Raw genomic sequence first — 23,206 nt, forward strand, 5'->3', positions numbered from 1 at the left:
GAATGTCTAACAGTGTCCCGTCTCGGGAGCATCGCCCCCGTGGTAGACGAGAACGACATAGCTGCGGGTTCCCCCACAAAGCGACCACGCGCTCTCGACAGATGAATGTGAGAGGCGTCACCCTGTCACTCATCCACGCGGGGAGGCATGGATGGGCAGGAGCCGCAGAACAATTCCGGAGGAGCTTCTGCTGCTCGCCTTGGACCCGGCCACGGGTACCACGGCGCAGCCGCAGTCGCTCGACCTCGGCCTGGCCGGGGCACAGCTAGTGGAGCTGGCTCTGGCAGGACGGATAGCCCCTGATGGGGATCGTATCGCCGTGGTGATGCCGCGGCCGACAGGAGATCCGACTCTGGACTCCGCACTGGAACTGCTGCGCAGGCGCGGCAGCCCGGTACGGGCCGTCCACTGGATCGGCGGACCCCGACTGGGGCTCCGCCAGATTTACCTCGCTCATCTGGAGCGCTGCGGCATGGTCCATGCCGTCGCGGGACAGATGTGCGGAGTGCTTCCGACGACTCGCTACCAGGCGACGGACACGGAGATCAGCCGGGAGATCCGAGCCCGGCTCGACAGTGCGATCCGCACCGGCGTACCGCCGGACCCGCGGACCGCGGCGCTCGCCGCACTGGCCCACGCGGTCGGACTCGGCAAGCACCTGTACCCCGGCAACGAGGGGCGGTCGTCCAGGTCCCGGCTGCGGGACCTGATCCGGCACGACCCGATGGGCGGACTCGTGGCGCATGCCGTGATGGACGTCCAGAACGGTGTGGCCGCACAGCCGCGCCGTGACCGCGCACCCGCACCGCCGGCCCGGGCCACGGCGAGCAGCGTCCCGCTGCAGCCGCGCCGGACGGGCGCGATGGCCCGCGCGGCCGCACACTGATCCACCCCGTTCCACCCCCGATCCACCCTTGTTCCACCCCCGATCCACCCCCGATCGACCGATCACCCGTTCCACCCGCTTCATCGCACGACCATCGCAACGCCACCGCCCCGGCCGACGTCCGCGAGGACCCGGCCGGCCCGGAAACACAGACGCGCGGGGTGGCGGGGCCGGTTCGCCGGCCCCGCCACCCCGCGCGTCTGTGTTTCCGGGCCGTTCCCCAGCGGCGCCGCCCGCTTCGGTGGCAGTCTGCTCAAGACCAGATACGCAGAGAGACAGCTGCAACGACAGAAGAAGGCGGAGGTGCCGTTCACGTGGCGTCCAATGTCAATCCCACCGTCCGACGCCGCCGACTGGGCATGGAGTTGCGCAAGCTCCGCGAAGACAAGGGCATGACGGCCGAACAGGTCGCCGAGCGTCTGCTCGTCTCCCAGTCGAAGATCAGCCGACTGGAGAACGGCCGCCGCTCCATCAGCCAGCGCGACGTCCGCGACCTGTGCGACGTCTACGAGGTGGAGGACCGCCGCCTCATCGACTCGCTCATGCAGATGGCCAAGGACTCCCGCCAGCAGGGCTGGTGGCACGCCTTCGGCGACATCCCGTACAGCGTCTACATCGGCCTGGAGACGGACGCCGCCAGCCTGCGCACGTACGAGCCCCTGGTGATCCCGGGGCTGCTCCAGACGACGGAGTACGCCCAGTCCCTCGTCCGCGGCGCATGGCCGGAGACCGCCCCGGCCGACGTCGACAAGCGCGTCCAGGTCCGGATGCACCGCCAGAAGCGGCTCTCCGAGACGGAGAACAACAACCCGGACCTCGGTCCGCTGCGCCTGTGGGCGGTGATCGACGAGGCGGCGCTGCGCCGGCGCGTGGGCGACGCCCAGTTGATGGTCCGGCAGCTCGAGTACTTGATAGAGCAGTCGGAGCAGCCGCACGTCACGGTGCAGGTGATGCCCTTCGAGCTGGGCGCGCACCCCGGCGTGAACGGCCAGTACGCGATCCTGGAGTTCCCGGACGCGTCCGACTCGACCGTCGTCTACATCGAGGGCGTCACGAGCGACCTGTACCTGGAGAAGGCCAACGACGTCCAGAAGTACAGCGTGATGTACGAGCACCTGCGCGCGCAGGCGCTCAATGTCGACCAGACCCGTGAGTTCATCTCGGGGATCATCAACGAATACGCCGACAAGGGCGCATAAGGGCGGGATGCGCCCGATATCCAACGGGCGTGTGGCAAGCGGGTCGGCACCGTACACCGTCACTCCCCAGCCACAGAAGGCTTGAATGGAATATGCCACCCGGTCGGGTGAATGGTCACTTCACCCGTCAGGAGCTGCCGGTAGCGTCGATCAGGTCAGCCGGAAGTTTGGCCGACAGGACACCGGAACCACCGGAACTACTCGCTCACCGGAGAAAAACATGGCTATTCGCCAGGGCGCCACGACCAACTGGATCAAGTCCTCCTACTCCGCCAACGGCGCCTGCGTCGAGGTCAAGTCCCCTGTCACGGAGGCCATCGCCGTCCGCGACTCGAAGGTGCAGGACGGACCGTCCCTCACCTTCGCGCCCGACTCCTGGACCTCGTTCGTCGCCGACGTCACCGAGGGCCGGCTGGGACGCCTCGCCTGAACATCACGGCGCGTCCCGACCGCTCTCGTCTCCACTGCCGTTCGGCCCCCGCGCACAACACACCGACGGGCCCGGCTTCCGCACCACCAGCACCAGCACCAGCACCATCCGCGTTACCCGCATCACCTGCATCACCTGCACCACTGACTGGAGCCCTCTCGACCGACCCGCCGTCTTGGCCGAGGGGGCTCGGCCATGCCCGGGGACCGACGGCCCGCGGCCGCCCCCGCTCCCGCTCCCCGCTCAGCGCAGCTGATCGACGTATCGATCGGTCCCCGGCACCGTCGGGATGAACGGCGCCACCAGCTCCACCCGCCCCAGCCCCGCCTCCGCGACCTCCGCGTCCCACCCCCGGAAGCGGTCCCAGCAGGTCCGGGGGTCCTCCTGGAGGAACCACAGCAGTGTGAGCCGGGTGTCGACGCCCTCCACCTGCTTGACGTACGTCATCCGGTCGCCCGGCAGCGGGGTCGGACGGAAGACCGTCACCATCGCGGCCGGACCGCCGTGCAGCTTCTTCGGCAGGGCGCGCGAGCGCAGCCACTCCAGCAACTCGGCCCGCTGCTCGGGCCCGTCGGCGTCGATGACCTGGACGACGAGGCCCTCGTACGGGTGGTCCAGGGCGTGGAAGTCCCGCGGACCGGCGGCGCCGTCGCGGTAGACGGTGGCCGCGTGGCCCTGGAAGGACGTGAACACGTGGGTGCGGTCCTGGTAGACCCGACCGTCGCGGTTCAGGCGCTTGTTGATGCCGACGGTCCACTTCATGTGCTCGTCGTAGCGACCCCGGGTGACCCAGTACGTCGATATGTAGCAGCCCGCGGTGACGGGCTGGGCGACGGCCGACTTCTCGGGGTAGCGCAGCTCCTGCAGTTCGCGGGTGGCCACCCAGCGGCGGCCTGCGTACATCCAGGGCATGGCCATGGCGCCGGCGTAGTAGTGGTCGTCCTCGTACCAGCGGTTGTACGCGTACTCGTGGCCCGGGTGCGGTTCCACCATGGTGATCAGCGCATGGCCGGGTCGGACGCCGTAGGGGCCGACGGCCGCGAGCTCGGCGTAGTCCTCGACGCGGGTGTCCTGCTGCGGATCCTGCTCTCCTGTCGTCATGGGACCGGTCTATCTGATGCGGCATCAGATGGGGAGGGGTCGGGAGCCGGCACCGGGGTTCCGCGCGTCCGGTCCACCCCCTGATACATACATGCCGTCTACAACTTTCTCTCGCTACGATGCGCGCACCCGCCCCCTGAAGGAGCTGCCCGTGCCTGCCGCCGAGCCTGCGACCTCCTCCGCCGCCGTGTCCGCCGCCGCCATGTCCGCCGTCGCCGTGTCCGCCACCGCGCCGCCGCCCCCGTTCGCCGCCCGCGCCGCCTCCGTGGAGGGGTCCCCCGTACGCGAGATCCTCGCGCTCACCGAACGCCCCGGGATCATCTCCCTCGCCGGCGGCCTGCCCGCGCCCGAACTCTTCGACACCGAGGGCCTGCGGGCCGCGTACGACGCCGCCTTCGCGGTGTCCGCGCGGCGCGCGCTGCAGTACTCGACCACCGAGGGCGCCCCCGAACTCCGCGAGGCCGTCGCCGCCCGGGCCACCGCACGCGGGCTGCCGACCGCCCCGGAGGACGTGCTCATCACCTCGGGCTCCCAGCAGGCCCTGACCCTCATCACCGCCACCCTGATCGAACCCGGCGACGTGGTGCTGGTCGAGAACCCCACCTACCTCGCGGCCCTCCAGTGCTTCGGCCTGGCGGGTGCGCGGGTGGTGGCCGTGCCCTGCGACGCGGAGGGCATCCTCCCGGACGCACTGGCGGACATCGTGGCGCGCGAGCGGCCGAAGCTGCTGTACACCGTCCCCACCTTCCAGAACCCGACGGGACGCACCCTCCCGGCCGCCCGCCGGGCGGCGGTCGCGCGGACCGCGGCCCGGCTCGGGCTGTGGCTGGTGGAGGACGACCCGTACGGGGAACTCCGCTACGAGGGCTCCGAGGTCCCCTGGCTCGCCGCGCACCCGGGGGCGGAGGACCGTACGGCGCTGCTCGGCAGCTTCTCGAAGGTCATGGCTCCCGGGCTGCGCCTCGGCTGGCTCCGGGCCCCGGCGGCGCTGCGGCGGGCCGCGGTCGTCGCGAAACAGGCGGCGGACCTCCACACCTCCACGGTGGACCAGCTGGCCGCGGCGCACTACCTCGCGGCGGTGGACCTCGACGCGCACATAGCCGCAGTCCGCACGGCCTACCGCGCGCGCCGCGACGCGCTGCAGGGCGCGCTGAGCCGGAGCCTGCCGGCCGACTGCGCGTGGAACCTGCCCGAGGGCGGCATGTTCCTGTGGGCCCGCCTGCCGGAGGGCCACGACGCGACGGACCTCCTCGGGACGGCCGTCGCCCACGGCGTCGCCTTCGTCCCGGGCGCCCCCTTCTACGCCACCGCCCCCGACCCCCGCACCCTGCGCCTGAACTTCACGACGCACACGCCGGCCGAGATCACCGAAGGGGTCGGCCGGCTGCGCACGGCGCTGGCGGAGTACGGAAAGGAGAAGCGGCCGGGGAAGTAACCGGGGGCGTGCGGGCGCGGCTTCGGCTTCGGTTTCTGCCTCGGCTTCGGCCTCAGTGCGCGAGGGCGACCTTGAGCAGCACGATGAGCAGCCCGAGGAACAGGTTGATCACGCCGGCCAGGACCATCAGCCGGCGTGAGGCGCCGGCGCGGCTGGCGGCCACGGTGGCCCAGCCGACCTGGCCGATCAGCGCGACCGCGAGCGCCAGCCAGGCGATGCCCGTGGCACCCAGGCCGAACAGCGGGGCGATGGCCGCGGCCACGGCCGGGGGGACGGCCGCCTTGATGATCGGGCGTTCCTCCTTGGACGTACTGCGGACCACGTCCCAGCTCAGCCGGCGCACCATGCGGGCCCCGAAGAGGCGGGAGAAGACGTGCGCGGCCCAGAACACCACCCCGGTGCCGAGGAGCAGCGCGACGAGTTCCAGCCGCGGGTACTTGCCGAGGGTCCCGGCGCCGACCACCACGGACGCGGCGAGCAGCGAGCCGTAGACGGCGCCGGTGTAGTCCTCGGTGCCGGCCTCCCGCTCCGGGGCGGCGCCGCCCCCCTGCGGGCCCTCCGGACCGCCTTCCGGGCCGCGCTCCCGGCCGCCCTCCGGAGGCCCTGTCACGCGGCCCCGGCCTGTGCGGTGGGCCACTTGAGCTCGATCTCCATCTCGATCTCCCCGTCGCCGATCTCGACCTCGATCTCGGTGCGGAGCTCGTCCGGGACGCGCAGGCTCATCTTCCCGGGGCCGAGTTCCAGTTCGGCGTTGCCGCCGTGGCGCAGCGCCTCCGCGAGCGCGGCCAGCTGGTCGGCGGCCTCGAGGCGGGAAAGGGAGCTCTTCTGCTCAAACTTGAGGTCCTTCACGGACGTCTCCAATCCGCTGCGAACACCGGTACGGCTCATTGTGCGGCCGCCCCGGAGGTCGGGCATCTCGGGTCGGGGACGGGGGTCCCGGGTCTCAGCCGGCCCGGCCCGTGCCCGGCCGGTTGAAGGCCAGGGCGAGGACCTCGCTCCACTGCATGGGCGGAGCAACCGCCGGGGCCCCCGGGCGGAGTCTGGGCACCAGGACGCGCAGTGCGCCCGGGCGGATGGAGCAGGTCACGGGTGTGGGCATGGTCAGCGCCTCGCCGTCCACGGCGACCGCGATGCGGTCCGCGGCCGATCGGACGACGACCTGGCGGGAGGTGAGGACGTGGAGGCCCGCCGCCCTCGCTCCGCGCAGCGCGACCTCGGCCGCCTGGGCCGCGTTGTTCACCCGGATGCCGAGGACGCCCAGCTCGCCGCGGTCGAGGCGGGACCTGCGGGCGCCCATCGGTTCGGAGGACGTGTACGGGTTGTTGCTGACCAGCAGTGCCTGCTGGGCTTCCAGCCGTTTCTCGTCGGTCACCGCGTCGAGGGTGGTCCCGGCGTAGCCCATGAGCAGGTCGGGCATCGCGGCCAGCGCCGAGTCCGCCTTCGCGTCCCGGTACTCCGGTCGCTGCACGATCTCCGCGTAGACGCCGAACGAAGCCGTGTTGACGAAGGCCTGGCCGCCCACGACCCCCAGGTCGACCCTGAGCTCCTCCCCGTCGGCCAGCGCGTCCAGGCACCGGGCCGGGTCCTCGCGGTCCAGCCCGAGGTCCATCGCGAAGTGGTTCCGGGTGCCCGCGGAGATCACGAGGAACGGCAGGTCGTGCTCGGCCGCCACCTCGGCCACCCGGGCCTGCGTACCGTCTCCGCCCGCCACCCCGAGCAGGTCCGCTCCGTCGGCCACCGCCTGCCGGGCCAGGGCGGCGACGTCCGTCACGACCTCCGGGTCCAGCAGCACCACCCGGGCTCCGAGCGCCTCCCCCTTCTCGACCAGGCCGAAGCGGCCGACCTTTCCGCCGCCGGACTTCGGGTTCATGATCAGCACCGGGTTGCGGGGGGCGGCCCGGGCGACGGCCCGCATCCCGTCGGGCCGTCGCGCGGCGCGCAGCGCGGTCCGCGCGCAGGCCACGGCGGCCGCCCACAGCGCGATGGCGAGCAGCGCCGTGGGCCACAGGTCCGCGCGGGCGTAGATGAGCAGGATGGCCACGGGCGCGGCCACCACCAGCAGGGTCCCCACGAGCCGTACCGCACCGCGATGGGACACCACCCACCAGGTCCCCATGGCTGTGAGCGCCGCCCCGGCCACCCCGACGACGAGGACGAGCAGCCCCCCGACGATGCCCTCGGCCACCAGCGTCACCGCCGCGAGCACCGCGCAGACCAAAGCCAGCAGGGCCCACAGCCGAGCCCGCCGGGGCGCGCCGGAAGTATGCGGGATTGCCATGCCCTCACGTCCTCGCCTCGTGCCGCGGGGTCATCTCCGATCATCTCCCGAAGCAGATCGGCCGTCGACGCGACGGGGGCGGTGCGAACTTCCTCGGCCCGCCCCCAGGCCATGCGAAAGTGTCTCGGGCACGCACGCCACTGGACACGGGGATCTCATGCCACCCTCAACGACGGGAGCGCAAATCGAAGCCGCTGCCGAGACGATGGCCGAAAAGGGAAACCGGACATCAGACCCTGCCAAACCAATGCAGGTGAAGTTCACCGTACGCCCCGGCCAGGGAGACCCAAGCGGATTCGACCTTGGGGACATGTTCTGGGCAGGGGAACTGGGCGAGGCCAGCTCGGTCGGGCACGCACCCGATCAGGGGATGATGCTCTACCTCTCCGTGCCCGACCTCCTCGACTCCCTCACGATGCTCTTGAGCCGACGTTCCACCAATGCATCCTTCACCGGAATCGATTCTTCGTTCAGGCTCGATTTCCGCACGACCAAGAAGACGGTCACAGTGAAGGGCAGATCCGGGCCAGTGGCACAGATCAGCCATGCAGAGCTCGCCGAGACGGTTCTTTCGGCAGCGGAGGAGCTGGCGAGCCGACACCTCACACCGCCACCCCCCGAAGACCACGCTTCGGACGACTATCTAACCGCCCTGAAGCGATTTCAACAGGTCGCGGCTCAGGTCAGAAAGTCCGAGTGACGTGAATCCTCCGCAATTCCGGCCCGGACAGCCCTCGCATCCCCGTGCGGCACACTCGACCGACGCACTGCGGGTGGCGGCGGCGCGCATGCACGCTCCAAACGCGGCACGGCAGCGGTCAGCCCCGCCGTGCTGGCAGCCACCGCGCTCCGCGCAGCGGAGGAACTGGCCGATGGCGCCTTGTCTGAGCGAACCCAGGGCATCAGCAGGAAGGCAGGGGGCATGACTCGGTTCGAGGAGTTGCTCGGGATCGACTTCGCGGGGCATCGGACCGATGACGTCGATGACGTCATCTACGGCGGCTACGACCACGCGGAGCATCGGGAGCGCGTGCCCGGGCTCGTCTCCCTGCTCGGTGATGCGTCGGCGGCGGACCGCGAGAGGTACCTGGCCTGCCTGGCGCTGGTCGCCTGGGGCGAGCCCGTGGGGTACGAGACCGTGCGGGAGCTGAGCCTCGCGCCGCGGAAGGCGCCCTGGTACGACCTGCTCGTCGACCGCAAGTTCTCCGTGGACAGCAGCTACGGGCACCTCTCCGCGGCCGCGGCGGACAGTCGGGAGCCGGCCGAGGAGAAGGGGTCCTCGGCACTCCGGCTGGAGACCTTCCGGTCGCTGATACGGATGGCCGACCGCGAGTACTTCGAGGAGAAGCTCGGGGACTACCTGGACGAGGACGTGGTGCGGGCCTGCCTTCCCGACATCCGTGACGTCATCGGCCGGGGCCTCGGGTCCCTCACGGCGGGGGTTCCGTACCGGTTCGACGTGGCGACCCAGCTCGTCGATCTCGCCAACTCCGTTGTGGTCGTGGACGAGGATCTGGCGGTGGAGCTCGTCCTGCGGATCCTGCGGGCCGCCCCGTCCGGTCGCGCCATGGCCCATGCCGTCGCCGCGGTGCACCGGGCCGAGGGGCCCGCCGGGCAGGTGCTTGCCGGTCATATGCGCCTCAGCGGCAACGCGCACGTGCAGGTGCTGCTCGCCGGGCGCGGCTGACCGGCGAGGCGCCCCGGGGGAGGACGGCCATGGAAATGAACCGCTCGCCCTGGACGAGTACCCGATCGATCCGGCCCACCGGGAGGACGGAGACACCACCGACGCGGAGCTCCTCGGCATCGTGAACCGGATCCTCGAGTGGATCGACGCGGCCGGGGACCTTCGGCGGCCGCCGCCTCCGCCGCTCAGCGGGTCCGCACCCCTTCACACCGTCGCGCCCGCGCCGTAGCCTGACGCGCCGTCAGATCAACCGCGTGCGGAGGTCCGTCATGCTGCTGCAAGGGAAGACCGTCATCGTCTCGGGTGTCGGGGCCGGGCTCGGGCATCAGGTGGCCGCCGCCGTCGTGCGCGACGGCGGGAACGCCGTGCTCGGGGCGCGGACCGAGGCGAATCTCGCCAAATCCGCCGCCGAGATCGACCCCGACGGCACGCACACCGCGTACCTGCCCACCGACATCACCGACGAGGCGCAGTGCGAGGCCCTCGCCGCGCTCGCGCGGGATCGGTTCGGGAGGCTCGACGGCGTCGTGCACGTCGCCGCCTGGGACTCGTACTTCGGGGGGCTGCAGGACGCCGACTTCGGGACGTGGCAGCAGATCATCGACGTGAACCTGCTGGGGACCCTGCGGATGACCCGGGCCGCTCTGCCCGGCCTCAAGGAGCGCGGCGGGGCCGTCGTCGTCATCGGGACGCAGTCCGCCGTCGCCGCGCCCAACGAGGTGCAGCAGGCCGCGTACGCCGCCTCCAAGGGGGCGCTGACCTCCGCCATGTACTCGATGGCCCGCGAGCTCGGCCCGCACCGGATCCGCGTCAACACCGTGCTGCCCGGCTGGATGTGGGGGCCGCCCGTGCAGGCCTTCGTCACCTTCACCGCGCACACCGAGGGCGTTCCGGAGGCCGAGGTGCACGCCCGCCTCACCCAGCGGATGGCACTGCCCGATCTGGCCACCGACGGGGACGTGGCGGACGCCGCCGTGTTCTTCGCCTCCGACCGGGCGCGGGCGATAACCGGCCAGTCGCTGCTGGTCAACGCGGGTGAGCTGATGAGATGAGCCACTCCGCCGCCGCTCCAACGCCGCAACGTCGGATCGTATGCTCGGCCCATGACCACTCCGAGTGACGCTCCGACCGACAACGCGATGCGCCGCGCGCTCCGGCGGGCCCGCGACGGCGTCGCGCTCGACGCGACCGAGGCGGCCGTACTCCTCCAGGCGCGCGGCGAGGACCTGGGGGACCTCGCCGCCTCCGCCGCCCGGGTGAGGGACGCCGGGCTCACCGCCGCCGGCCGGCCCGGTGTCATCACCTACTCCCGCAAGGTCTTCATCCCCCTCACCCGCCTCTGCCGCGACAGGTGCCACTACTGCACCTTCGTCACCGTCCCCGGAAAGCTCCGCAAGAGCGGCCACGGGATGTACCTCTCCCCCGACGAGGTCCTCGACATCGCCCGCCAGGGCGCGGCGATGGGCTGCAAGGAAGCACTCTTCACCCTCGGCGACCGCCCCGAGGACCGCTGGCCCGAGGCCCGCGAGTGGCTCGACGCGCACGGCTACGACGACACTCTCGCCTACGTGCGCGCCATGGCGATCCGGGTCCTGGAGGAGACCGGCCTGCTGCCGCACCTCAACCCCGGCGTCCTGTCGTGGTCCGACCTGCAGCGGCTCAAGCCGGTCGCGCCCAGCATGGGCATGATGCTGGAGACCACCGCCACCCGCCTGTGGTCCGAGCCGGGCGGCCCCCACCACGGCTCCCCCGACAAGGACCCGGCCGTGCGGCTGCGCGTCCTGGAGGACGCGGGCCGCTCCAACGTCCCCTTCACCACCGGCGTGCTGATCGGCATCGGCGAGTCCTACGAGGAGCGGGCGGACGCCTTCTTCGAGCTGCGCCGCATCCAGCGCAGCTACCACGGCATCCAGGAGGTCATCGTCCAGAACTTCCGCGCCAAGCCGGACACCGCCATGCGCGGCATGCCGGACGCGGAGCTGGAGGAGCTGGCCGCCGCCATCGCCGTCGCCAGGCACATCCTGGGCCCGAGCGCCCGGATCCAGGCCCCGCCGAACCTGGTGGACGCCGAGTACGCGCTGCTCATCGGCGCGGGCATCGACGACTGGGGCGGGGTCTCCCCGCTGACCCCCGACCACGTCAACCCCGAGCGCCCCTGGCCGCACATCGAGGAGCTGGCCGCCCGCACCGCCGCCTCCGGCTTCGAGCTGCGCGAGCGCCTCACCATCTACCCGGAGTTCCTGCAGCGCGGCGAGCCCTGGCTGGACCCCCGCCTGCTGCCGCACGTACGGGCGCTGGCCGATCCGGGGACCGGGCTGGCCGACGAGGGCGCCGTGGTCGAGGGCCGTCCGTGGCAGGAGCCGGACGAGGGCTTCACCGCGTACGGGCGCACCGACCTGCACGCCACCATCGACACCGAGGGCCGCACCGGCGACCGCCGCGACGACTTCGACGACGTGTACGGGGACTGGGAGGCGCTGCGGGAGGCGGCCGCGCCCGGAATGGTCGCCGAGCGCATCGACACCGACGTACGGGGCGCCCTCGCGCAGGCCGCCGACGATCCGACGAAGCTGACGGACGCGCAGGCACTGGCGCTGCTCCACGCGGACGGCCCGGCCCTGGACGCGCTGTGCCGCATCGCCGACGACCTGCGCAGGTCGGTCGTGGGCGACGAGGTCACCTACATCGTCACGCGGAACATCAACTTCACCAATGTCTGCTACACCGGCTGCCGCTTCTGCGCCTTCGCGCAGCGCCGCACGGACGCCGACGCCTACACCCTCTCCCTCGACCAGGTCGCCGACCGGGCCGCCCAGGCCTGGGACTTGGGCGCGGTCGAGGTGTGCATGCAGGGCGGCATCCACCCGGACCTGCCCGGGACGGCCTACTTCGACATCGCGCGCGCGGTGAAGCAGCGGGTCCCCGGCATGCACGTGCACGCCTTCTCGCCGATGGAGGTGGTCAACGGGGCCACCCGGACGGGGATGTCCGTACGGGACTGGCTGACGGCGGCCAAGGAGGCGGGCCTGGATTCGATCCCGGGTACGGCGGCGGAGATCCTCGACGACGAGGTCCGCTGGGTCCTGACCAAGGGCAAGCTGCCGACGGCCGACTGGATCGACGTCATCACCACCGCGCACGAACTGGGGATCCGCTCCTCGTCCACGATGATGTACGGGCACGTGGACCAGCCGCGGCACTGGCTCGGCCACTTCCGCACGCTGTCGCGGATCCAGCAGCAGACGGGCGGCTTCACGGAGTTCGTCACGCTCCCCTTCATCCACACCAACGCGCCCGTGTACCTGGCGGGCATCGCACGGCCGGGTCCGACGGTCCGTGACAACCGAGCGGTGACGGCGATGGCCCGGATCCTGCTGCACCCGCACATCCCCAACATCCAGACGAGCTGGGTGAAGCTGGGTGCGGACGGCGCGGCCGAGATGCTCCGGTCCGGGGCCAACGACCTGGGCGGCACGCTGATGGAGGAGACCATCTCGCGGATGGCCGGGTCGAGTTACGGCTCGTACAAGTCGGTGCAGGACCTGATCGCGGTCGCCGGGGCGGCCGGGCGGCCCGCGAAGGCCCGGACGACGCTGTACGGGGAGGTGCCGCAGGAGCGGCAGGAGGCGGCCCGCGCCTCGGACGGGCACCTGCCCGAGCTGCTCCCGGTACTGGACTGAGCGCGAGGGGATCCCGGCCGGTCGGCCGGGATCCCGCTCGTGGCCGGTCGGCCGGCCGGTCCGGATCAGCCGACCAGGAGGTCCCTCTTCAGCGCCTTCAGCTCGCGGGCGTCGATGCCGAGCCCGTCCTGGAGGTAGCGGTCGAAGGAGCCGTACTTCGCCTTGACCTCGTCGTAGCCCGCGTTCAGGTACTCGGGGCGCACGTCGAGCAGCGGCTTGTAGACGGCGGCCTGCTGGGCGGGCAGGTGGGAGAGGATCGCGTCGTTGGCGGCCTTGCGGTAGTCGTTGCTGGCCAGGTAGTCGGCCTCGACGGTTTCGCGGGGCACGCCGAGGGCGGTCAGCAGGGTGGCGCCCGCCCAGCCGGTGCGGTCCTTGCCGGCCGTGCAGTGGAAGAGGACGGAGCGGCCTCGGTCGCGCTCGATGCCTTCGAGGACCTGGGTGTACGCCTTCTTGCCGCCGGCGCCGGAGACCATCGCCCGCTCCGCGTCCACCATGGCCTTAACGGCCTCGTCAGGGGTGCGGGGCATCGTCTGGAAGGAACCGGAGCCCGCGAAGACGTCGGCGACGACGTAGGCGGCGCCCGCGGGCACCTTGTCGGCGTCCTTGGTGCGCTCGTCCTCCATGCGGAGGTCGAAGACCGTCCTGACGCGCAGGCGCTGCAGCTTGGCCAGGTCGTTCTCCGTCAGCTTGTTGAGTGCGTCGGAGCGGTAGACCTCGCCCATCCTGACCCACTGGCCGGTGCTGGTGCGGTAGCCGCCGGCGTCGCGGAAGTTGGCGGTGCCGTCCAGCTTGATCAGGCGGTCGGCGAGGCGCAGGCCCTGGCCGCGGCCGGGCTTGAAGTCGAACCACTGGCGGTCGGCGGCGGGCAGGCCCGTGACCACGGCGCGGCCCTGGGAGCCGCCCTTCGCGACGACCTTGCCGTTCGCCCTGATCTCGACCCGGTCGGTGCCGCGGGCCTTCCACTGGAGGGTGAAGGAGCCGTCGGCTCCGGCGGTGACGGTGGCTTCGGTGAACGGGATGGCGGACCGGTCGTGCCGGTCCCAGCCGGGGGCGGAGGCGGAGGCGAGCGGGGCCGCGACCAGGGAGGCGGCGACTGCGGAGGCGACGGCGGTCGCGGCGAGGAGAGCCTTCTTCATGGCTCCGAGGCTGGGCGTCGGCGGAGAACGTCCGATGAACGAGGCGTGACCGAAAACGACCGACTCGAAGGCAACTGGCAAAACGTGCCACCCCTTGGATCTCGGCTGGAAGTGTTCGGATTCTGGCCGATCTACGCTCACTTACGGGATCCCTGGCCGACCGCTTCCGTTTTCGACCGATCCTGTCCACTACAGTGCGGGTTCGCGTGCGCGGCGGGTACGGACATGGGCGCCGGGCATCGAGTGGACTCGTCAGCGGGGGGACGCAGTGAACGGTACGAACGACACGGGCTCCACCCCGATCCCGGACGGCCCCGCAACCCCCACGGCCGATACCGGCGCCCCCGCCATCTCCCTGCACGCCCCCGCCCCCACCGACCGGCCGGACCACCCCGGCCCCGCAGCCGGTCAGGGCCCGGCCGCCGTTCACGGCCCGAGCGGCACCGCGGACACCACCGGCACCGCGGGCACCACCGGCACCGCGGGAGCCGCCGACCCGGTTGGAACCGCCGACCCGGTGGGCGGCCCCGGCCCCGCAGCTGGTCACGGCCCCGCAGCCGGTCACGGCACCGCCACTGGCGGCGGCCGGCGGACGGCAGTCGCGAACGGACCGGCGGGCGGCGGCCCCGGCGCGGGACCCGCCCCCGCCGGGGCGAACCGCACGCTCGGCCGTGGCATCGCCACCGGCCTCTGGGGCCGCGCCGAGCAGCAGGACTTCCGCAGCCGCGTCCGCGGCACCCTCCTCGGCTCCGCCCTCGGCGACGCCCTCGGCGCACCCGCCGCCGGCCTCTCCCTCGCCGCCCTCCGCGAAGCGCACGGCCCGGACGGCCTGACCGGTCCGGCCCCCGCCCTCGGGCGCCGCGGCAGGGTCACCGCCGCCACCCAGCTCACCCTCTTCACGGTGGACGGACTGATCCGGGCCCACGTACGCCGCGACACCGGCGCCTGGCACCCGCCCACCGACATCCACCGCGCGTACCTGCGCTGGGCCGCCACCCAGCACGACTGGGGCCCCGACGAACGCCGCAGGGACAACGGCTGGCTGGCGCGCGAGGAATGGCTCTACGCCCGCCGCGCCCCGCACCGCGCCTGCCTGACCGGCTTCGCCGACGACGCCCTCGGCACCCTCGACCAGCCGAAGAACCCCACCGCCCGCGACGCGGCCGCCGCCTCCCGCTCGGCCCCCTTCGGGCTGCTCGTCGGCTGGGAGCCCTCCCTCGTCCTCCAGCTGTCCGTCGAATGCGCCGCGCAGAGCCACGGCCACCCCACCGCCACCCTCTCCGCCGGAGCCGTCGCCGTCATCGTCCACGGCCTGATCCGCGGCGAATCCCTCGACTCCGCCGTCCAGCGGTCCCTCGGCCTGCTCGGCGCCCGTCCCGGCCACCAGCCCGTCACGGACGCCCTGCAACGCGCCATGGCCGCCGTCACCCAGGGCTCCCCGGGGCCCGAGGCCGTCGAAGCCCTCTCCCCCGGCGGCGACGGGCCCGAGGACGCGGCCGACGCCCTCGCCGTCGCCGCCTACTGCGCCCTGGTCGCCGAGGACGTCCCCCAGGGCCTGCGCCTCGCCGTCAACCACGGCGGCGACTCCATCGCCGCCGGCGCCCTGTGCGGAGCCCTGCTCGGGGCCCTGCACGGCGAGACGGCCCTCCCGGCGGCCTGGCTCGCCGAGCTCGAGGGCCGAGCCGCGCTGCTGGAACTCGCCGACGACTTCGCCCTGGAGCTGACGCAGGGCCCGAGCCTGCACAGCCCCACCGCTTCCTCCCCCGGCTGGCTGGCCCGCTACCCGCGCGGCTGAACCGCGCCCCCGGCACCTGACGCCCCCTCAACAATCGGGGGCCCAGCCCGTACCGTGGCGGGTCCCACGTCTCGGAGGTGCCAGAACACATGCGGATCGCCACGACCATCTTCCTCACCGACCGCACCGTCTCCCCCGTCCGGCTGGCCCACAGCCTCGAGGAGCGCGGCTTCTCCGGCCTCTACCTCCCGGAGCACACCCACATCCCGGTCAGCCGCGAGACCGCCGCCCCCATGGGCGGCGAGCTCCCCGAGATGTACGGGCGCACCCTCGACCCCTTCGTCGCCCTCGGCCAGGCCGCCGCCGTCACCGAGCGGCTCCACCTCGGCACCGGCATCACCCTGGTCGCCCAGCACGACCCGATCGGCCTCGCCAAGCAGGTCGCCACCCTGGACCACCTCTCCCGCGGCCGGTTCACCCTCGGCATCGGCTACGGCTGGAACGTCGAGGAGGCCGCCGACCACGGCGTCGAGTGGCGCACCCGCCGCGACCTGGTCCGCGACCGGATGGCACTGATGCGCGCCCTGTGGTCCCCCGAGCCCACCGCGCACGTCGGCCAGTACTGCTCCGTCCAGGCCAGCTCCGCCCACCCGAAGCCGGTCCAGGCGCCGCGCGAACTCGGCCCCGGCGTCCCCCTGTACGGTCCGCGCACCCTGATCGGCGGCGCGGCCGGCCCCAAGCTGTTCGCCGCCATCGCCGACCACGCCGACGGCTGGCTCCCCATCGGCGGCGGGGGCCTCGGCGAATCCCTCCCGGTGCTGCGCCAGATCTGGGAGACGGCCGGACGCGACCCGAAGGCCCTGCGCGTGGTCCCGTACGCGGTCCGCCCCACCCCGGGCAAGATGAGCCACTACGCCGACCTCGGCATCGAGGAGGTCGTCCTGCAGCTCCCCTCCGCCGCGAAGCCGGAAGTCCTGCGCACGCTGGACGAATTCGCCCAGTACCTCTGACAGGTACGAGGCCGGCCGGAGCCGGAGCCGTCCGGCCCCGAAATCCCCTCGACGGGGCGCCGCCGCCCCGCCGATCATGACGCCATGACGAACCGAGCGGCGCACGGCGCGGACCAGGACATCGAGAACCACTGGGCGGCGCTCCCGGCGGGCATCCGCACGCAGGTCGACGGATACGTCCTCCAGGACGGCTTGATGCGGGCGATCAAGCTGGTGCGGGAGGCGGGCCGCGGCCAGGGCATCGGCCTGCGGGAGGCCCAGGAGATCGTCCACCTGCGTTACGTGCACTTCGGCGACCGGGTGGCCCGCACCCCCGACTCCCCGCTCGACCTGGACTCGCTCGCCGTCCTCGCCCACGGCATCCCGGGCCGGGTCGTGGCGATCGAGGCGGTCTGGGACGGGGACACCGTGCACGGCTGGTTCGTGGACCTGCTGGCCATCACGGACGAACCGGCCGGACAGAAGTGCCTCGCAGCGATCCACTGGGGTGCGGCGGAACGCGCCCTGGACGGCGCCGACACCGGCGGCCGCCACCCTTCGGCGGTGGCCGCCACCCGCGCGGGCACCGCTCTGGCCGACCACCTGGGCGTGCCGTTCCACTTCGCGAGCCCCGACACCCCGGACGACGAGGCACCCCGCTGGCGCCCCTGACGACGGCCGGAGGTCAGGGCGCCGCGAGCGCCGGCATCCCGTCCACCAGCACCACGACGGCGACCACCTCCCCGTCGGCGGACCTCCCCACCCAGACGGGATGTCCCCCGTCCGACGTCACCGCGAAGGCGGCCAACTCGGCACCGGAGAGGGGATCACGGGTCCGCTCGAAGAACATGGAGAGAGGATCGGGGTCCGCCTCGCCCGTGTCCTGACCGCCCCTCCCCACCGCCCCGTCGAAGAGCTCCTGGAGCGGCCCCCACTCCTTGGCGTCGGCGAAGGCGCCCGTCGCGCCGTCCGTGGAGAAGCAGTACACCTCGCCTTCGCCGAGCAGCCGCGGGTCGTCCTCCGGCGCCATGGCCATCTCCCAGGAAACCGCGGGCGTCTCGCTCACGCACAGCCGGACCGCCGAGGTCTCCGTGCAGTCCACCCAGCGCTCTTCGTACTCGCAGTCGTACCCGTAGCTGATCCGCGCCTCTTCGAGCGGGTACTCCCCGGGCGGAACGGCCACGGTCAGGCGCGGCCCCCTGCCGTCCAGCGGGCAGTCGATGCCCAGCAGTCCGCTCGGCACGTTCAGGGTCCCGCTCCGCACCGGCTCCACGACGGTCATCTCGGGGTAGTACGACGTGGTCATCCGCGTCCCGGGCCGGAACAGCGCGTCCAGCGGCCCGGCCTCGCCCGGCCGGGGAGCCCGCCAGCGGTCGGCGGGCTCCCCGGCCGGATCCGCGCCTTGCCGCGCCACGGCCATCTCCCGGACGGCGACCGGCTCCGCCACCCCGTGCACCTGCGCCGAGAGCAAGGGCCAGCCCCCGAACTCCGGGCGGTCCATCCACCGCTGCTCCTCGGTGACCCGAGCCGTGGAGTGCCTCGATCCCCCCTTGGAGCCCTTCGGTTCCTGCACCAGACGGCCCCGGCCGTCGGGGTAAAGGGTCACGGTGGTCCGGGAGGCCTCCTCGTCGAACTCCTGCACCTCGGGCCCGGCGTATCCCCAGCGGCGTGTCAGCCGGGTCAGCAGTCGGTCCCCGTCCAGGAGCCGGTAGTCGACCTCATGGGTGCGGCGGCCCTGCTCGTCGTAGACCCAAAGGCCCACATGGTTCTCCTGCCAGGAGACGAGCCTGACTTCGAGCGGAGCCTCCCGGCCGGGCATCCGGTACTCCACGACATACGGCAGGCCGGCCGCGTCCCGCTCCCGCGCGGCCTCTGCGGACAGCGGCCGCCACGGCGTACGGGTCGCCAGGTCCCAGCCCTCCGCGTACCCCAACTCGACGACCAACCCCGCCACCATCCGCTCCCACCCGCTCCTGCACCTGGTCGCAAGGTAGCGGCCGCCACCGACAGTCCCGCCGGCGGCTACGTCCGCACCCCCGCGCGGTGCGTCAGCTCGGCCCACACCGTCTTGCCGATCAGCCGGTCCATGACCCCCCAGTCGGCGGCGACGGCGTCGACGATGCGGAGCCCGTAGCCGGACTCGGCCTGGTAGGCGTGCGGCCGCACGGCGGGCCGACGGTCGCGGCGGGCGTCGGAGACCTCGATGCGCAGCACCCCTTCCAGCAGGGTCATCCGGAGTTCGAAGTCCCGCCCGGGCACCCGCCCGTGGACGACGGCGTTGGCGGCGAGTTCAGCCACGAGGAGCCCGGCGTCGGCGGAGAGCGCGGTGGATTCCGGGAGGCCCCAGTCGTGGAGTTCGACGAGGGCCAGCTGGCGGGCGAGGCGGGCCCCGCGCCGGGTGCAGCTGAAACGCTGAGTGAACACGCGTACGAGGGTCCGGGCCGGGCCGGAAGGTGCGGTCATGGCGCCAACATCCCGTGTGGCCAGGGTCGTTCGACACCAAGCGAACTCGTACAAACCATCTGTACGAGTTCACTCCCTGGACAGTGCGAGTCACGGTGCGTGAACATTTTTCGCGGAGGTGACCGCCATGGTGAGTGCCGACGACAGCGGCGAGGACGAGGTCGAACCGGATGACAGCCTGCGCAGCTTCGGCGAGACGGTCAAGGCCTCCCGCAAGCGCGCCGGCCTGACCCAGGAACAACTGGCCCCGCTGGTGGGGTACTCGGTCCAGTACGTCGGTTCGGTGGAACAGGGCCGCCGCCACCCGTCGCAGAAGTTCGTCAACAAGACCGACGCGGCGCTGAACGCACACGGCGTGATCATCATCGCGGCCCGGCAGCTGTCACGGCGGCGGGGACTGGCGTCCTGGTTCCGGCGGTGGGCGGAGCACGAGGCGGCCGCCGTCATCCTCAACACCTACGAGTCGCGATCCGTGCCGGGTTTGCTGCAGACCGAGGCCTACGCGCGGGCCCTGGTGGACGACGTCCTGCCACCACCCACTTCCGACGAGGTCGAGTCCCGCATCGCGGCCCGGCTGAAGCGCCAGCAGCTCCTGTTCCGCACCCCGTACACGGTCTTCAGCTTCATCATCGACGAGGCCGTGATCCTGCGGCAGACCGGCGGACCGGAGGTGACCCGCGAACTGATCGACCACCTCCTGGAGTGTGGGCAACTTCCCAACGTGGACCTGCAGATCATGCCGCTGGTCAGCCCCGAACACGCGGGCCTCGGAGGCCCCTTTCGGCTCCTCGAAACCCAGGAGCACGAGTGGATGGGATACAGCGAAGGGCAGCAGTCGGGCCGCGTGCTGTCCGAGCCGAAAGACCTCAGTCTCCTCCACCTGCGGTATGCCAAACTTCGCATCCAGGCCCTCAATCCTGCGGACAGCAGGGCCCTGTTGATGCGATTGCGAGGATCCCTGTGAACAGCTCCCGACTACGGTGGTTCAAGAGCAGTTACAGCAGCGGCGACGGCGACGACTGCGTCGAGGTCGCCGCGTGCGCGGACTCCGTGCACGTCCGGGACTCCAAGGTGACGGCCGGTCCCGAGCTGGCCATCACGGCCGCGAGCTGGGGGGTCTTCCTGGCCGGGGTCACCGCGCGCCCCTGACGCGCCCCTCTCGCACTACAGAGGGTGACCGCCATTGGGGTGAAGCACCGTTTCCAGTGAACTCTCCGTGATGTTGATCCGGTCGCGTGCCGTCTGTCCGGCGCGTCGAACGAGATCCTAGGAGAGTGTCATGCGTATTCGCTCTGCCCTGACGGCGTCCGTCCTGGCTGCCGGCATCCTGATGGGCGGCGCCGGCGCGGCCCTGGCCAACGACGGCGTCGACATCGACTACTTCTCCGGCGGCCACAAGGCCTTCGCGTCCAACTGCTCCTCCTTCGCCGGCATCCCGGCCAAGATCGGCCCCCTGTACGCCGACAACTGCGAGAAGGCGGGCGAGAAGGAGTGGGCCGAGTTCCACCACCTGGGCGCCTGACGTCCGGTGCCCGTCGGCCGGGGGCCCGTCCCACAGGACTCCCGGCCGGCGGGTCGGCCGTACGGCCGGCAGCCCAACCACCCTCGCCCCGGCGGGGTTTCGTACGCTGGCGCACATGATCGATCCACGTACTCATGTCCGCGTCGCCCGGCCCTCCCTGGACCTCGCGGCCGCCGAGCGGTTCTACGTCGACGGGCTCGGGCTGCAGGTGCAGTGGCGCAGCGCCGAGAGCGTGCCCGGGGAGCACGACCTGCTGATGGTCGGACCCGCCGGGGGCGGCTGGCACTTCGAGCTCACCCGTGATGCCTCGAACCCGATCGTGCCCGTGCCGACCGTCGACGACCTGTTCGTTCTCTATCTCGGCGAGGCCCCCGACGAGGCCCTCGTCCAGCGCCTGGTCGAGCACGGCGGAACCCGCGTCGCCTCCCACAACCCGTACTGGGACGAGTGGGGCGTCACCATCGCCGACCCCGACGGCTACCGGCTCGTGCTCTGCTCCCGCACCTGGGGCCAGGCCGCGCCACCCGCGTAGGCTGACCTGCGGATACGCCGAACGAGGGGGGCGCATGCACGGGGTAGACGGGCTGGACGCGGTGGCGGCACTCGCCGAGCTGATACCGGTGGCTCACGGGGTGGACGAGCGGATCGACTGGGCCGAGGTCGAGGCGGCCTGGGGGACCCGGTTCCCTTCGGACTACGTGCGCTTCATGGAGGTGTACGGGTCGGGGGTGGTCAGCGACGGGATCAGCATCCTGCACCCGGCGCTGCGGGCCGAGGGGTGGCCGCACCGGTACGGTCCGGGCTTGGGGGACGAGACGGAGTGCGCCCGCGAGACCTGGGAGATGTGCGGCGACGACGCCGACTTCGACGTGGACCCCGAGTCCATCGTGGCCTGGGCCGTGACCTCGGGTGCGGACATCTACTGCTGGGTGACCGCGGACGCCGACCCGGATCGCTGGCCGGTCCTGGTCATCGGCCGGCACACCCACCCCGAGATGCAGTTGCTCCCCCTCGGTATGGCGGCGTTCCTGAAGGGGCTCGTCTCGGACCCGGCCTTCCGGGAGAACAAGATCAGCATCGTGCTCGAGGGCGAGGCGGCGTCCTTCGTCAACTGGCGCAACAAGTAGGTCCTTTCAGCCCAGGCTCGGGTAGTCGGTGTAGCCCTCCGGGCCCTGTACGTGCATCAGGAACTCGGGGCGGAGCTCGTTGAGCGGCGCGTCCGTGCGCAGGCGTTCCACGAAGTCGGGGTTGGCGAGGAAGCCCCGGCCCAGCGCGACGAGGTCGGCGCCCTCGGACAGCAGGCGTTCGCCCTGCCGCTTGCCGCCGTCGGCCGCGACCTCCTCGCGGGAGAGCGCCGGGTTGGCGATCAGGGTGCCGGGCCAGTCGCGGCGGATCTGCGCGAAGGCGGGCCGGTCGGGGTCGGCGTGGACCTGGTGGAGGTAGAGCGGCGCCAGGTCGGCCAGGGCCTTGACCAGGGCCGGGTAGATCTCCTCGGTGTCGCCCTCCTCGATCCCGTTGACGTTCACTCCGGGCGAGATGCGCACGCCCACCCGCTCCGGGCCGATGGCCTCGGCGACCGCCCGGACCACCTCGACGGTGAACCGGACGCGGTTCTCCACGGAGCCGCCCCACTCGTCGGTGCGGCGGTTGGTGTTGCGCGCGAGGAACTGGTGCAGCAGGTGGCCGTTGGCGGAGTGCACCTCCACTCCGGCGAAGCCCGCCTCGACGGCGTTGCGGGCCGCGCGCGCGAAGTCGGCGATCGTGGTGCGGATGTCCTCGGCGGTCATGGCGCGCGGTACGACGCCGTCCCGCAGGCCCCCGGGGGTGTGCAGCTGCTCGGGGAACGGCACGGCGGAGGGGGCGAGCGGCAGGTGTCCGCTGGTCTCGGGGTGGCCGACCCGGCCGCCGTGCTGGAGCTGGAGGAACATCTGCCCGCCGCCGGCGGCCCGTACGGCCTCGGTGACCTCCCGCCAGCCGGCGATCTGCGCCGGGGTGTGGATGCCGGGGATGTGCGGGTAGGTCTGCCCGGTGGCGTTCGGGGTGCTGGCCTCGGCGATGATCAGGCCGGCCGAGGCGCGCTGTGCGTAGTACGTGGCCATGAGTTCGCCGGGGACGCCGTCGGCCCCGGCGCGGTTCCGGGTCAGCGGGGCCATCACCAGGCGGTTGGGCAGTTCCAGGCCGCCGAGGCGGGCGGGGTCGAAGAGGCGGGAGGCGGCGGGAGCGTGCTGTGTCTGCGTCATGCCGGTACCGTAAAAGCTGACACTGGTGTCAGGTTCAAGAGCTGGGGTGGGGCAGTGCGGATCGGTGAACTGGCGGCGCGCACCGGGGTCGGTGAGCGTTCGCTGCGCTACTACGAGCAGCAGGGCCTGCTCGTTTCGGACCGGACGCCCGGCGGCCACCGGGACTTCTCCGAGCGGGCGGTCGACCGGGTCATCCGGATCCAGGAGCTGTACGCGGCCGGCCTGCACAGCGCGAAGATCGCGCAGATCCTGCCCTGCATGCGGGACGAGGACGGCGGCCCGTCGGTGCGCGCCACTCCGGCACTGGTGGCCGAACTGGCCACGGAGCGGGAGCGGATCGACCGGATGATCGGCGATCTGATCCGCTCCCGCGAGGTGCTGGACGAGGTGATCGAGGCCGCGGCGGGCCGCACGGCCTGATCGGC

The 23,206-nt window shown here is 72.2% G+C and carries 25 protein-coding genes; 17 read left to right on the forward strand and 8 right to left on the reverse strand.

Annotated elements, in window-relative coordinates; translation table 11 throughout:
* Nucleotides 1-151: 151 nt before the first annotated feature.
* From ACXNSR_RS16545 to ACXNSR_RS16555, 3 genes are all read left to right on the forward strand, one after another.
* Nucleotides 152-886 carry a GOLPH3/VPS74 family protein gene (locus tag ACXNSR_RS16545; protein ID WP_030390041.1) on the forward strand — a complete coding sequence of 245 codons (735 nt, stop codon included), beginning with the start codon at nt 152-154 and terminating at the stop codon, nt 884-886.
* A 314-nt stretch (nt 887-1,200) separates the two neighbouring features.
* On the forward strand, nt 1,201-2,085 hold the full coding sequence (locus ACXNSR_RS16550) for a helix-turn-helix domain-containing protein (protein ID WP_458642771.1): 885 nt from the start codon (nt 1,201-1,203) through the stop codon (nt 2,083-2,085).
* Between the two features lie 220 nt (nt 2,086-2,305).
* The gene (locus ACXNSR_RS16555) at nt 2,306-2,515 is read left to right on the forward strand and encodes a DUF397 domain-containing protein (RefSeq protein WP_458642772.1); all 210 of its coding nucleotides are present in this window, start codon (nt 2,306-2,308) and stop codon (nt 2,513-2,515) included.
* A gap of 243 nt (nt 2,516-2,758) precedes the next feature.
* Here ACXNSR_RS16555 and ACXNSR_RS16560 read toward each other — a convergent pair whose 3' ends face one another.
* A complete protein-coding gene (locus ACXNSR_RS16560; protein ID WP_458642773.1) occupies nt 2,759-3,616 on the reverse strand; it encodes a hypothetical protein in 858 nt (285 codons plus the stop codon).
* A 202-nt stretch (nt 3,617-3,818) separates the two neighbouring features.
* On the opposite strand from ACXNSR_RS16560, the gene ACXNSR_RS16565 reads away from it, so the two are divergent.
* A complete protein-coding gene (locus ACXNSR_RS16565) occupies nt 3,819-5,051 on the forward strand; it encodes an aminotransferase-like domain-containing protein (RefSeq protein ID WP_458643321.1) in 1,233 nt (410 codons plus the stop codon).
* 52 nt (nt 5,052-5,103) lie between these two features.
* Here ACXNSR_RS16565 and ACXNSR_RS16570 read toward each other — a convergent pair whose 3' ends face one another.
* The 3 genes from ACXNSR_RS16570 to ACXNSR_RS16580 form a co-directional block, all read right to left on the reverse strand.
* Nucleotides 5,104-5,532 (reverse strand): hypothetical protein, encoded by a 429-nt coding sequence (locus ACXNSR_RS16570; protein WP_458643322.1) that lies wholly within the window; start codon nt 5,530-5,532, stop codon nt 5,104-5,106.
* A gap of 125 nt (nt 5,533-5,657) precedes the next feature.
* Nucleotides 5,658-5,900 carry an amphi-Trp domain-containing protein gene (locus ACXNSR_RS16575; protein ID WP_189735297.1) on the reverse strand — a complete coding sequence of 81 codons (243 nt, stop codon included), beginning with the start codon at nt 5,898-5,900 and terminating at the stop codon, nt 5,658-5,660.
* A 94-nt stretch (nt 5,901-5,994) separates the two neighbouring features.
* Nucleotides 5,995-7,329 carry a diacylglycerol/lipid kinase family protein gene (locus ACXNSR_RS16580; protein WP_458642774.1) on the reverse strand — a complete coding sequence of 445 codons (1,335 nt, stop codon included), beginning with the start codon at nt 7,327-7,329 and terminating at the stop codon, nt 5,995-5,997.
* A 253-nt stretch (nt 7,330-7,582) separates the two neighbouring features.
* Between ACXNSR_RS16580 and ACXNSR_RS16585 the strand changes: the two genes are divergently transcribed.
* From ACXNSR_RS16585 to ACXNSR_RS16600, 4 genes are all read left to right on the forward strand, one after another.
* Nucleotides 7,583-8,029 (forward strand): hypothetical protein, encoded by a 447-nt coding sequence (locus tag ACXNSR_RS16585; protein ID WP_458642775.1) that lies wholly within the window; start codon nt 7,583-7,585, stop codon nt 8,027-8,029.
* 222 nt (nt 8,030-8,251) lie between these two features.
* On the forward strand, nt 8,252-9,016 hold the full coding sequence (locus ACXNSR_RS16590; RefSeq protein ID WP_458642776.1) for a hypothetical protein: 765 nt from the start codon (nt 8,252-8,254) through the stop codon (nt 9,014-9,016).
* Nucleotides 9,017-9,285: 269 nt separating this feature from the next.
* Entirely contained in the window at nt 9,286-10,068 is a 783-nt protein-coding gene (locus ACXNSR_RS16595; RefSeq protein ID WP_458642777.1) for an SDR family oxidoreductase, read from the forward strand.
* A 51-nt stretch (nt 10,069-10,119) separates the two neighbouring features.
* Complete coding sequence (locus ACXNSR_RS16600) at nt 10,120-12,696, forward strand: bifunctional FO biosynthesis protein CofGH (protein WP_458642778.1); 2,577 nt, start codon at nt 10,120-10,122, stop codon at nt 12,694-12,696.
* Nucleotides 12,697-12,761: 65 nt separating this feature from the next.
* Here the strand turns inward: ACXNSR_RS16600 and ACXNSR_RS16605 are convergent, their stop codons facing one another.
* Nucleotides 12,762-13,832, reverse strand: a complete 1,071-nt coding sequence (locus ACXNSR_RS16605; protein ID WP_458642779.1) for a tyrosine-protein phosphatase — start codon at nt 13,830-13,832, stop codon at nt 12,762-12,764.
* A gap of 676 nt (nt 13,833-14,508) precedes the next feature.
* Between ACXNSR_RS16605 and ACXNSR_RS16610 the strand changes: the two genes are divergently transcribed.
* The 3 genes from ACXNSR_RS16610 (at nt 14,509) to ACXNSR_RS16620 (ending at nt 17,228) form a co-directional block, all read left to right on the forward strand.
* Nucleotides 14,509-15,627 carry an ADP-ribosylglycohydrolase family protein gene (locus tag ACXNSR_RS16610; RefSeq protein WP_458643323.1) on the forward strand — a complete coding sequence of 373 codons (1,119 nt, stop codon included), beginning with the start codon at nt 14,509-14,511 and terminating at the stop codon, nt 15,625-15,627.
* An 89-nt stretch (nt 15,628-15,716) separates the two neighbouring features.
* The gene (locus tag ACXNSR_RS16615; RefSeq protein ID WP_458642780.1) at nt 15,717-16,577 is read left to right on the forward strand and encodes a TIGR03619 family F420-dependent LLM class oxidoreductase; all 861 of its coding nucleotides are present in this window, start codon (nt 15,717-15,719) and stop codon (nt 16,575-16,577) included.
* 84 nt (nt 16,578-16,661) lie between these two features.
* Nucleotides 16,662-17,228, forward strand: a complete 567-nt coding sequence (locus ACXNSR_RS16620) for a hypothetical protein (protein ID WP_458642781.1) — start codon at nt 16,662-16,664, stop codon at nt 17,226-17,228.
* 13 nt (nt 17,229-17,241) lie between these two features.
* Here ACXNSR_RS16620 and ACXNSR_RS16625 read toward each other — a convergent pair whose 3' ends face one another.
* Complete coding sequence (locus ACXNSR_RS16625) at nt 17,242-18,513, reverse strand: DUF4241 domain-containing protein (RefSeq protein ID WP_458642782.1); 1,272 nt, start codon at nt 18,511-18,513, stop codon at nt 17,242-17,244.
* Between the two features lie 65 nt (nt 18,514-18,578).
* Nucleotides 18,579-19,019 carry an ATP-binding protein gene (locus tag ACXNSR_RS16630; RefSeq protein WP_458642783.1) on the reverse strand — a complete coding sequence of 147 codons (441 nt, stop codon included), beginning with the start codon at nt 19,017-19,019 and terminating at the stop codon, nt 18,579-18,581.
* Between the two features lie 127 nt (nt 19,020-19,146).
* Here ACXNSR_RS16630 and ACXNSR_RS16635 point away from each other — a divergent pair, with 127 nt between their 5' ends.
* From ACXNSR_RS16635 to ACXNSR_RS16655, 5 genes are all read left to right on the forward strand, one after another.
* Entirely contained in the window at nt 19,147-19,983 is an 837-nt protein-coding gene (locus ACXNSR_RS16635; protein WP_458642784.1) for a helix-turn-helix domain-containing protein, read from the forward strand.
* Complete coding sequence (locus ACXNSR_RS16640) at nt 19,980-20,168, forward strand: DUF397 domain-containing protein (RefSeq protein WP_458642785.1); 189 nt, start codon at nt 19,980-19,982, stop codon at nt 20,166-20,168. Before ACXNSR_RS16635 ends, ACXNSR_RS16640 begins: the two co-directional genes overlap by 4 nt.
* Before the next feature lie 130 nt (nt 20,169-20,298).
* A complete protein-coding gene (locus ACXNSR_RS16645; RefSeq protein ID WP_329100990.1) occupies nt 20,299-20,541 on the forward strand; it encodes a hypothetical protein in 243 nt (80 codons plus the stop codon).
* A gap of 115 nt (nt 20,542-20,656) precedes the next feature.
* The gene (locus tag ACXNSR_RS16650; RefSeq protein WP_458642786.1) at nt 20,657-21,073 is read left to right on the forward strand and encodes a VOC family protein; all 417 of its coding nucleotides are present in this window, start codon (nt 20,657-20,659) and stop codon (nt 21,071-21,073) included.
* 34 nt (nt 21,074-21,107) lie between these two features.
* Nucleotides 21,108-21,668 (forward strand): SMI1/KNR4 family protein, encoded by a 561-nt coding sequence (locus tag ACXNSR_RS16655; RefSeq protein ID WP_458642787.1) that lies wholly within the window; start codon nt 21,108-21,110, stop codon nt 21,666-21,668.
* A gap of 6 nt (nt 21,669-21,674) precedes the next feature.
* Here the strand turns inward: ACXNSR_RS16655 and ACXNSR_RS16660 are convergent, their stop codons facing one another.
* Nucleotides 21,675-22,781 (reverse strand): alkene reductase, encoded by a 1,107-nt coding sequence (locus tag ACXNSR_RS16660; RefSeq protein ID WP_458642788.1) that lies wholly within the window; start codon nt 22,779-22,781, stop codon nt 21,675-21,677.
* Nucleotides 22,782-22,835: 54 nt separating this feature from the next.
* Here ACXNSR_RS16660 and ACXNSR_RS16665 point away from each other — a divergent pair, with 54 nt between their 5' ends.
* The gene (locus ACXNSR_RS16665) at nt 22,836-23,201 is read left to right on the forward strand and encodes a MerR family transcriptional regulator (RefSeq protein ID WP_458642789.1); all 366 of its coding nucleotides are present in this window, start codon (nt 22,836-22,838) and stop codon (nt 23,199-23,201) included.
* Nucleotides 23,202-23,206 lie beyond the last annotated feature (5 nt).

Source organism: Streptomyces sp. NC-S4 (assembly GCF_054353315.1).